The organism is Microcystis sp. M179S2, from assembly GCF_020245805.1.
GTDB classification, from domain to species: Bacteria; Cyanobacteriota; Cyanobacteriia; order Cyanobacteriales; family Microcystaceae; genus Microcystis; species Microcystis aeruginosa.
In genome coordinates, this window is sequence record NZ_JADBUE010000304.1 from 1 (window position 1) to 8332 (window position 8332).

Below are 8332 nucleotides of genomic sequence, written 5' to 3' on the forward strand. Positions count from 1 at the left end.
CGTCCTGTAGGGGCGAAGCATTCGGATAAAAAATCTACGGTTTCACCGATAGGTTATTGCCCGAATGCTTCGCCCGTACTTTTTCAGCAAACCCTAATTAAACATTCCTATTAGTGTTTTATGTTAAATCTAATGTGTATCGCATCGCCTCTTCCAATTGCTGTAAATAACTAGAAGAAAGTGTCCCCAACTGTCGTTGAAGTCGTTGTCTATCAATAACAACAATTTGATAACATAAAGCTACTGATTCCTGATTTAAGCCTCCTTGTCCTGCGGGAATAACCATTGTTCCAGGGATTTGTGCGCGACGTAAATTACTGGTTAATGGAATTACAACAACAGTGCTAGTGAAGCGATCGATATTGTTATGTTGGACAATAATAACAGGTCGAATACCGGCTTGTTCTGAACCACGACTCGGATTCAAATCAGCTAGATAAATATCGCCTCGCATTTATTTCTTATCCTCTTGTTCAAGGTGAGATAAATAATCGGGTAAAATACTTTCTGAAAAGCTAATATCCTCTTGAGCAAATTCATTTTGTAACGATTGTGCTTCTGCATCTGAAATATTGTCCCATTTCTGAAAACGTGAATTTTTTTGTAAGGATTGAGCGAATTCAAGGACTTGTTGCTGTTTTTCTAGCGGTAAAGTCTTAATACTTTGCAAAATCTGGTCTTGAAGATTATTAATATGGGTGATAGACATTTCAACTTTTACTATATTTACACAAGTCTAACTATTCTACCATAAAAAACGCTCTTGTTGTCAATTAGTTAGCAACAATTAAATAATAGACAATAAACAATAGACAAAAAATAACCCCTCAACTGACTGAATGAAGGGGCATTTATGTTATTTTTGATGAGCAATTTAGCCTACTTTTGTGGTTTCTTTTTCTGAGGACTTGGATGGCTTCAGTTTGCGCTTGAGGGTTGAAGCTGCGCCGATAGTGCCGAGAGCGAGGAGGAAAGTTATAATTTGAGGAACACTATTAGATATGTAGATATGATTAGATAAGGTACAATAAAAGATGAAGATGCACCTACTTAAGCCATGAAACAAGTTCTCAAAAATATTGAGGTATCAGAGATTCCCACACTAATCGATACATGGATAGATATTCCTGTAAATTAATCGATAGTAAACAATGTTGTGAGTCCCGCAGTTGTTCCTATGGAATAATATGTATTGACTGGAACACCATCTAAAGCTGGTATGGCTAAAGAACAACGATGGAAAGTTTTATCAAGAAATCTTTTGTACATACATCTTTTTACCGATTTCACGGGGATCAGGCAACTAACCCTACTGGAAGTTGCACCAGGAATACCTGGCACTATCGAAAATATGCCATGATCATTTATACACTTATATACTTGACCAGATTGAGCTATTAAAAAGTCTTTGTTTTCACTTAAGTTAAATGTTTTAGCTTGTCGAGACACAGTTAGTCCCAATAAAGTTAATACAGCCGTTATGTATATTACACTTGTTTTCATTAATGTATCTCCTCAAAGTGCGATCGCCCCCTCGCGGCGAGGTCAAGCAACAGCCCAACCCAACACCAAAGGGAGATAGCAGAAGCATACACACTCCCCCCCCCATAACTGTATCAAAAGCTACAGTTTAATAAATCTTTATATTCCTTTCTTAATCCCGATAAAGAAACCGCAGAACCAAGTCGGTTGTGAACAGCCCACCGTTTTTACCATTTTTGGTTAGTATCTGGATGTGGTATTATTTGAGGTGTGTTTGGATTATCTGATACGATCAAGGTCTATGACAACTTACTATGAAATCCTCAGCCAAATAGAGAATCTTCCCCTTACGGATAAGTTGCGACTTTTAGAGGATTTAAAAACTATCATCAAGCCGACCGTAGCGCCAAAAGATGACGATGAGATCATTCCAGCCGAAGAACTTGCTGAAAGCCAAGCAGCATGGCAAGATTATTTATCCGGTCGAGATACTGGAATCACTTCAACAGAATTAAAATACAAATTATTTGGAGATAAACTTGGCTGATTATATTCTACTTAGACAAGCAGAACGCTACTTAGAAAGGATGCCTAAAAATGATCAAATTCGTCTTCTTGAAGCTTTGGATACTTTGATTTCGGATTCTACAAAATTAGATATTAAACCCCTTTACGGAAGAGATGAACTAAGATTGCGAGTAGGTAAGTATCGAGTGTTGTTTTTTGAAGATAGAGACAACAATCTATAGATCATTACAACTATTAAACCTCGCGGCGATGTCTATAAATAATACCAGAACTCTTTTCTAGACTGCTGTTTCTCCTTTCGCCATAAGACAGTGATTCACAGAGGAAGGAATTTCATGCGTTTTCCACTGTTTTACTCCTTCTCAGGCGACCTATCGCCTTCCGTGAGGGATTGTGGTGCGGTATGTCGTATTTGCTGCCTAATTATTGGGAATTAATGAAATCTTGAGGATGAACGATGGTAATATTGGGAATAGGGATAAAGTCATCAGGATTAAAGGTTAATAAATGGGTAATGTTAGAAGCTTTCATAACAGCAAGAAGCCTAATATCATGAGTGCGTTTTCCTTTAATGTTGTAGATGGTGACTAATTGAAACCAAAGGGGAAAAATATCCGGCGTTTCTGCAATTAATGTAAAGTTATCTAATAAATCATTGACATAATTTGTAGCTTGTGCTGGAGTCCAACCTAAACCATTAACATCAAGGGGGCGGGTTGCAACTACCCAAAATTCAATTAAAACTTGAGGAATAATAACACATTCATTAGCTGTTTCAACGATTTGAGTAATTACATTATTAGCAAGAGAATAAGTTGCTGAAGACGTATCAGCCGCCCGAAGCAAAATGTTAGTATCCAGTAAATATTGAGTCATTAGTCTTCATACATAGTGTCACGGTGTAAAGCTTCATCAGGTAAATTCGCACTTGTTTTAGGAAGTTTAGCGATTACTTTCTGCCATTTTTGAGCTTTTTCCTGGGGAGTGAGACTATAATCTGGGGAAGGGAGGGAAATTCTTGAGGTGAGAGATTCGGTGAAGGATAACACTTCTTGTTGTTTTTCTAAGGGAAGTTTTCTTAGGTTTTTAATGATAACTTGTTCAATGTTCATTTGACTTAGACTAATAGGCAACCAGATCAATCATATCTCATGCCGCAATTTCTCTATATTTAATAAATCTTTATATTCCTCTCCCTCATGGCTTACGCTGGTATCTGCACTACTTCCTTGTCAGCATCAGGATTTTCAGTGATTTGGGGATTTTGAGGATGGGTGATGGCTGAAGATGGAAACGCTCTCGACATTGACCTTGTAGATTATCATTGAGGGAAAAAACATGATGACCCGGAAAAATCCCGTACATCCGGGCAGAATTGTCAAAAGTTCGATTGAAGAGCTTGAATTGACCGTTACAGCTGCGGCAAAAATGCTGAACGTGTCACGCTCTAGACTATCTAACCTAATCAATGGCAAACCGGGGATTTCCCCAGAAATGGCTGTGCGTTTGTCAAAGACAATCGGTAGCACCCCTGCTTTCTGGCTGCGCCTCCAGATGAATTACGATCTTGCTGAGGTTAAAAAACCGGAAGATAGAATTTTGTGAATCCGATTGGGTTACAACACCAAACAACATTGGGTTAGTGCGATCTCGAAGAGAGCCGCCTTCGACGGTGCGCTGCTTCTGTAGCTGATAAACTAGGGATACCAGCTTTGATCAAGGCATCAGCATGACCACCAACGTAGCGAAAACTCAATGGCAGTATTTAGAGAAACGTCCTCATTCCTGGCGACAACAGCTTTGTTTTCAAGGTAGGAGGCTGAAAGCTTTTGATGTCTGGTCAGATATGATTGTCAACGATATGACTCCTCAAGAAGCAGCTCTTAATTGGGAGTTACCTTTGGCTGCTATCTATGAGGCAATTGACTACTGCGAGGCTAATCAGCAGCTACTCAAGCAAGAAGCAGAAGAAGAACGCCACCGTCTGGAAGCAAAGGGGATTAGTGTTGAGCCTAAGATTATTGCTTGATGAGGACTCGCAATCCCAACTTCTGGTTAAGTTACTTACGGCTGCTGGTCATGACGTACTGACGATCAATAAAATTGGTTTGACTGGCTGCACAGATGATGTCGTACTTGACTATGCCATACAGGAAAATCGGATTCTGCTAACTCATAACTGCGATGACTTTGAAGAGTTGCACCAAGCCAATCCAAGCCATTCTGGGGTCTTAGCGGTTTACCGTAACGCTAACCGCTTTAAAAATATGGACTTCAAGGCAATTGTCAATGCGATCGCCAATCTGGAAACTGCTAACGTCCCTCTGACCAATCAGTTCATTTCCCTGAACCACTGGAACTATTAATTCTGCTTTGTAGCGATTGCGTCACAAATCTTAAGTTATATATCTCTCACACTAGCGATCGCTTCCTTTCCCCTGTTTTACTCCTTCTCAGGCGAACTATTCTCATTCCGTGAGATATTGTGGCGCAGTGTGTCGGATTCGCCTTTGCCTTCTCCCTTGACTGATCCTCAACTCGATCGCAAACTAAATTAAACAGGATTACCTCTTACCAACCAGATGATAGACTGGGGATAATAGAAATAATTGAATATGGCTACATTACCGGAGGAAACCTTAACGAGCATTTTTGATCTACTGCGTCAACTAGCGGATCAGATAGAGTAGGCATCGGCAACGGAATGGCAACTTTTTACAGAATATGGGGAAAATGAACGGACATTATCAGAATTAGAAGAATTATCTAATGCCAGAGAGAGGGTAACTAATTCCTACTCCCGAATTAATAATATCCTGCTGAGAATTTTACAAGAGCAGCCGACTCTCTCAAATACGATGCTAGAGATGTTAGAAAGAGCGATTTTGCAAGGAACAGCCAGTGTGGATGCTGTTAGTGCTAGTGTTGATGAAGTAAAGAGGCAATGGAACTTATGATGACTTACCGCACCTCCTATCCCGATGAAGCAACGAGAAAACAATGTCTTGAAAGCTTACGGGAAACTAACCGCCAGATTGAGCTTTATAATCTTTTTTTAGACGATATACTCGCCCAACTGGAAACAGAATCCCGTCAAAAGAGACGAGAAAGGCTATTGCAAAGAGGGCAAACTATTAAATAGAGGGATGCACAGAAGAAGGAGTTTCAGGTAGTTTCTCTTGTTTTACTCCTTCTCAGGCTGTATATCCTCATTCCGTGAGATATTGTGGCGCAGTACGTCCTATTCGCCTTTGCCTTCTCCCTTGACTGATCCTCAACTCGATCGCAAACTAAATTAAACACAATTAATATCAACCGACGGGATTCAACTGACCTAATTCGACGCTCACCGCATCAAAGCGATTGTCCCTGGGACGATAGGAGAGAATTTCCAATCCCTACTTAACAATAACGGGTACGGTAGGGATCGAACCTACAACCGTCCGCTTAGAAGGCGGATGCTCTATCCATTGAGCTACGTACCCAGGAAAGCACAATTATAGATTATACTTCCAAAAGTGACAAGTGGTAGGACTAATTTTCGCCGTTGCCCCTCTTTGCCACTGTCCAAGCTTAATGATGGTGGTGGTGTCCGTGGTGATGATGGTGATCGGAATGAATGTGAGGAATTGTTACAGAACTATTGACAGATAAAGCCTCTTGTGATAGCAAAGCTTCGATATGTTCCTCGGCCCAATCGGCGACCATCCGGCAAAATTCGGGATTATCGTTGACACAGGCCATCTGCACATAATTAACTTGGTCGTGTTTGCGGCGTAAAGCTTCGATAATATGCTCCACATCCAGTAAAGTTTCGTGATTTTCCGTAGCAAAGCCAATCGGCATGAAAATTAAGGCTTTGGCCCCTAATTCAATCAAATTCTTCGCCGCTAACTCTGCATTCGGTTGCGTCCATTTAATTAAGGGGGTTTGGTGATTTAACCAACCCACAGAAATCAAGGGATAACGATAGATTAATTTTTCCCGGACTAACTCGTATAAAGCTTGACTTTCATCGATTCCCGACGTAAATCCCTTAGCTTCGTGGGGACAACCGTGATTCATTAAAATAATGCCAATTTGCGAGGGAAGACAGCTACTAGCTACCTCGGCCGCGATTTTTTCCTCCACTAACCGCGCCATTAAATCTATATAAGCGGGTTGGTTATAAAACGAGGGAATATAGCGCAATCCTTTAACCCAATGTTCCCCCGTTTGTCCTTGAGCTAAAGCTTTGTTAACTTGTTCGATCGCAATGCCACTGGTAAAGATAGAATCAACAACGAGGAGAGGATAGATCAAAATTTTCTCGAATCCCCGTTCGCGGATTTCCGTTAACACCTGTGCCGGTAAAAAAGGCGCGCAGAAGTTAAACGCTTTGAATACCTCCACCCGATTACCCCATTTTGCCTGTAAATTGCGCTCGATTTCCTGTCTTTGATGCTCGAAAATGTGGTTATGGGGCGAAATAAAGTGATTATGCTGGTGCTGCCATTCGTGTAGGTCAAATAGGGCCAATAATTTCGCTAGGGGAGGATAAACCCAAGTCGGTACAGGAGCGAACTTAGCCGTCAGCAAATTTAAGGCCTGTTCATTATAGTTGGCAAAGTCCTCATAACTCTCCACTTCCCCGTATCCCATTAATAATACCGCCACTCGATCGCTGTGGTTGTGGGTAGCGGCTAACTGTTGTTGATCTGAAATGGCAACCACGTTTTTAACCCCGATTTTCTAAGTGAAAAACGCTATATCACTGGGATAGTAGCACTTTTCTATCCTATCCCCTAGCACGGGATAGACCGCTAAAAATTTATAACCTCTACAGAATCATACAGATTGCTTATCATCCTGATTAATAAAACGAGATGTAAAGAAACTTTAAATAATGTTAAGATCGTTGTAGTCCCACCTATGAGAGATATGACAGCAGGCGTGTTTGGTAGCTTACCTTTTCCCAATCAGAGCGGCGATCAACTCATCAGTAAGGCGGTGAGTGCTGCGATCGCTGCATTATTCAAACGGACAGGCAAGCTGAAAGCCACTGTCCGCGCCGAACCCGTGGCCAAATTACTGCAAGGCAGTATCGACGGTTTTGACTTTATCGGTCAGTCGATGCTGATGTACAATGGCCTACGCATCGAAGCCATGGAATTGTATGTGCAAGCGGTGGCGATCGATTTTAGTGCCATTTTTACCGGACAGGTAAAACTCCGTCAACCGACGCGGGCCACTTTGCGGGTAGTTTTAACGGAAGAAGACTTAACCACCTCTTTTAATACACCTTTTATTGTCGAAAAACTGCAAAGATTAGAGTACGAAGGTAAATCAATTCACTGTCAGAATACGGAATTAATTCTCAATGACGATAAAACTTTAACTCTGAAAAGTCTAATTAAATTGGGAGAAGAAGAACCAATTCTTCTAGAAATGACCACTGCTGTGGTTGTGGAAGAACGGCGAAAAATTCAATTTGTTGATGTGGTTTATCAAGGGGACGAAAGATCGAAAGCTTTAGGAGAAGCTTTAATCAGCCACGTTAACAACCTTATGGATTTAGATAAATTTGCTCTCGATGGTACTCAATTAAGAGTCGATCGACTACGTTTAAAAGATAAACAGATCATCTTTTATGGTATCGCCGATATCGAGCGTTTTCCCCAAAGAAAATAGGCAACCATCAACGGGTCTAAAAATATCAAGAGTCTTACAGACTTTACCCTAAAAATGAAGTATAACCTAATTTGGTATTGACTCCTGAATCCTGACTCCTGAATCCCCAAAACGAAAACCTCGTATCTCACCATTGAGATAACTGCTGTAGGTTTCAATCGTGCTTGTGGCTACAGGGAGGCACAGGATCGTAACCTCCGGGGTGAAAAGGATGACAACGGAGAATACGCTTAATTGCTAACCAAGAACCGCGCAGCACACCAAAGCGCTCGATCGCTGCTATGGCATACTGGGAACAGGTGGGTTGAAAACGACAGGAAGGGGGAAATAGCGGCGAAATAAACCGTCGATATCCCTTAATTAAGCCAATAAAAATTCCTTTCATCGAAAATTTTGGGTCTGAAACCCCGTCGTTCTACGACGGCTTTACTGTTAAATATTAGAACATTTACGAAATATATGCTAAAATGTGAGACATGGAAAAAGCCTATTCTTACCGATTTTACCCCACACCAACACAAGAGTCGCTATTGCGGCGCACCTTGGGCTGTGTAAGATTAGTTTACAATAAAGCTCTCCATCTCAGAACACAAGCTTGGTACGAAAGACAAGAAAGAGTAGGATATACTGAAACTTCTTCAATGCTAACCGA

15 protein-coding genes, 1 tRNA gene and 1 pseudogene are annotated in these 8332 nt (G+C 41.1%); 8 read left to right on the forward strand and 9 right to left on the reverse strand.

Annotation, left to right across the window (positions count from 1 at the left end):
• Positions 1-118 precede the first annotated feature (118 nt).
• From IM500_RS18895 to IM500_RS18910, 4 genes and pseudogenes are all read right to left on the reverse strand, one after another.
• Positions 119-454, reverse strand: coding sequence for a type II toxin-antitoxin system PemK/MazF family toxin (locus IM500_RS18895; protein WP_002768260.1), 336 nt, complete (start codon positions 452-454; stop codon positions 119-121).
• Positions 455-709 carry a hypothetical protein gene (locus IM500_RS18900; RefSeq protein ID WP_287739327.1) on the reverse strand — a complete coding sequence of 85 codons (255 nt, stop codon included), beginning with the start codon at positions 707-709 and terminating at the stop codon, positions 455-457.
• A gap of 165 nt (positions 710-874) precedes the next feature.
• Positions 875-970 (reverse strand): annotated as a pseudogene (locus IM500_RS18905) (PEP-CTERM sorting domain-containing protein); the annotation flags it as partial.
• A 164-nt stretch (positions 971-1134) separates the two neighbouring features.
• A complete protein-coding gene (locus tag IM500_RS18910; RefSeq protein ID WP_190719693.1) occupies positions 1135-1503 on the reverse strand; it encodes a hypothetical protein in 369 nt (122 codons plus the stop codon).
• Positions 1504-1783: 280 nt separating this feature from the next.
• Here IM500_RS18910 and IM500_RS18915 point away from each other — a divergent pair, with 280 nt between their 5' ends.
• Together IM500_RS18915 and IM500_RS18920 are read left to right on the forward strand one after the other, a co-directional pair.
• Positions 1784-2029, forward strand: coding sequence for a hypothetical protein (locus tag IM500_RS18915; RefSeq protein WP_002734321.1), 246 nt, complete (start codon positions 1784-1786; stop codon positions 2027-2029).
• Positions 2022-2231: a type II toxin-antitoxin system RelE family toxin gene (locus tag IM500_RS18920; RefSeq protein ID WP_002798168.1), complete on the forward strand. Its 210-nt coding sequence runs from the start codon at positions 2022-2024 to the stop codon at positions 2229-2231. The genes IM500_RS18915 and IM500_RS18920 overlap by 8 nt, the downstream gene beginning before the upstream one ends.
• Before the next feature lie 202 nt (positions 2232-2433).
• On the opposite strand, the gene IM500_RS18925 is transcribed toward IM500_RS18920, so the two are convergent.
• Both IM500_RS18925 and IM500_RS18930 read right to left on the reverse strand, forming a co-directional pair.
• Positions 2434-2886, reverse strand: coding sequence for a type II toxin-antitoxin system VapC family toxin (locus IM500_RS18925; protein ID WP_002750618.1), 453 nt, complete (start codon positions 2884-2886; stop codon positions 2434-2436).
• Positions 2886-3122, reverse strand: a complete 237-nt coding sequence (locus IM500_RS18930) for a hypothetical protein (protein WP_008202209.1) — start codon at positions 3120-3122, stop codon at positions 2886-2888. Before IM500_RS18930 ends, IM500_RS18925 begins: the two co-directional genes overlap by 1 nt.
• 226 nt (positions 3123-3348) lie before the next feature.
• Here IM500_RS18930 and IM500_RS18935 point away from each other — a divergent pair, with 226 nt between their 5' ends.
• The 4 genes from IM500_RS18935 to IM500_RS18950 all read left to right on the forward strand — a co-directional run bounded on the left by IM500_RS18935 (position 3349) and on the right by IM500_RS18950 (position 5152).
• Complete coding sequence (locus IM500_RS18935; RefSeq protein WP_242034529.1) at positions 3349-3615, forward strand: HigA family addiction module antitoxin; 267 nt, start codon at positions 3349-3351, stop codon at positions 3613-3615.
• Between the two features lie 124 nt (positions 3616-3739).
• Positions 3740-4039: a hypothetical protein gene (locus IM500_RS18940; RefSeq protein ID WP_190719698.1), complete on the forward strand. Its 300-nt coding sequence runs from the start codon at positions 3740-3742 to the stop codon at positions 4037-4039.
• Positions 4014-4376, forward strand: coding sequence for a DUF5615 family PIN-like protein (locus IM500_RS18945; RefSeq protein ID WP_190719700.1), 363 nt, complete (start codon positions 4014-4016; stop codon positions 4374-4376). Before IM500_RS18940 ends, IM500_RS18945 begins: the two co-directional genes overlap by 26 nt.
• Positions 4377-4963: 587 nt before the next feature.
• A complete protein-coding gene (locus tag IM500_RS18950) occupies positions 4964-5152 on the forward strand; it encodes a hypothetical protein (RefSeq protein ID WP_002783384.1) in 189 nt (62 codons plus the stop codon).
• A gap of 270 nt (positions 5153-5422) precedes the next feature.
• Here IM500_RS18950 and IM500_RS18955 read toward each other — a convergent pair.
• Positions 5423-5495: transfer RNA gene (locus IM500_RS18955), tRNA-Arg, on the reverse strand.
• 88 nt (positions 5496-5583) lie between these two features.
• Entirely contained in the window at positions 5584-6723 is a 1140-nt protein-coding gene (locus IM500_RS18960; protein ID WP_287739329.1) for a ferrochelatase, read from the reverse strand.
• Between the two features lie 198 nt (positions 6724-6921).
• On the opposite strand from IM500_RS18960, the gene IM500_RS18965 reads away from it, so the two are divergent.
• Complete coding sequence (locus tag IM500_RS18965; protein WP_190719705.1) at positions 6922-7680, forward strand: LmeA family phospholipid-binding protein; 759 nt, start codon at positions 6922-6924, stop codon at positions 7678-7680.
• A 154-nt stretch (positions 7681-7834) separates the two neighbouring features.
• Here IM500_RS18965 and yidD read toward each other — a convergent pair whose 3' ends face one another.
• Entirely contained in the window at positions 7835-8065 is a 231-nt protein-coding gene (gene yidD / locus IM500_RS18970) for a membrane protein insertion efficiency factor YidD (RefSeq protein WP_190719708.1), read from the reverse strand.
• A 91-nt stretch (positions 8066-8156) separates the two neighbouring features.
• Between yidD and IM500_RS18975 the strand changes: the two genes are divergently transcribed.
• A partial coding sequence (locus tag IM500_RS18975) for a helix-turn-helix domain-containing protein (RefSeq protein WP_287739330.1) occupies positions 8157-8332 on the forward strand: 176 nt, incomplete at its 3' end.

Coding starts and splice junctions, on each gene's coding strand:
- IM500_RS18950 (WP_002783384.1), top strand. CDS start 4,964: ATGATGACTTACCGCACCTCCTATCCCGATGAAGCAACGAGAAAACAA.
- IM500_RS18935 (WP_242034529.1), top strand. CDS start 3,349: ATGATGACCCGGAAAAATCCCGTACATCCGGGCAGAATTGTCAAAAGT.
- IM500_RS18915 (WP_002734321.1), top strand. CDS start 1,784: ATGACAACTTACTATGAAATCCTCAGCCAAATAGAGAATCTTCCCCTT.
- IM500_RS18910 (WP_190719693.1), bottom strand. CDS start 1,503: ATGAAAACAAGTGTAATATACATAACGGCTGTATTAACTTTATTGGGA.
- IM500_RS18895 (WP_002768260.1), bottom strand. CDS start 454: ATGCGAGGCGATATTTATCTAGCTGATTTGAATCCGAGTCGTGGTTCA.
- IM500_RS18965 (WP_190719705.1), top strand. CDS start 6,922: ATGAGAGATATGACAGCAGGCGTGTTTGGTAGCTTACCTTTTCCCAAT.
- IM500_RS18900 (WP_287739327.1), bottom strand. CDS start 709: ATGTCTATCACCCATATTAATAATCTTCAAGACCAGATTTTGCAAAGT.
- IM500_RS18940 (WP_190719698.1), top strand. CDS start 3,740: ATGACCACCAACGTAGCGAAAACTCAATGGCAGTATTTAGAGAAACGT.
- IM500_RS18930 (WP_008202209.1), bottom strand. CDS start 3,122: ATGAACATTGAACAAGTTATCATTAAAAACCTAAGAAAACTTCCCTTA.
- IM500_RS18925 (WP_002750618.1), bottom strand. CDS start 2,886: ATGACTCAATATTTACTGGATACTAACATTTTGCTTCGGGCGGCTGAT.
- yidD (WP_190719708.1), bottom strand. CDS start 8,065: ATGAAAGGAATTTTTATTGGCTTAATTAAGGGATATCGACGGTTTATT.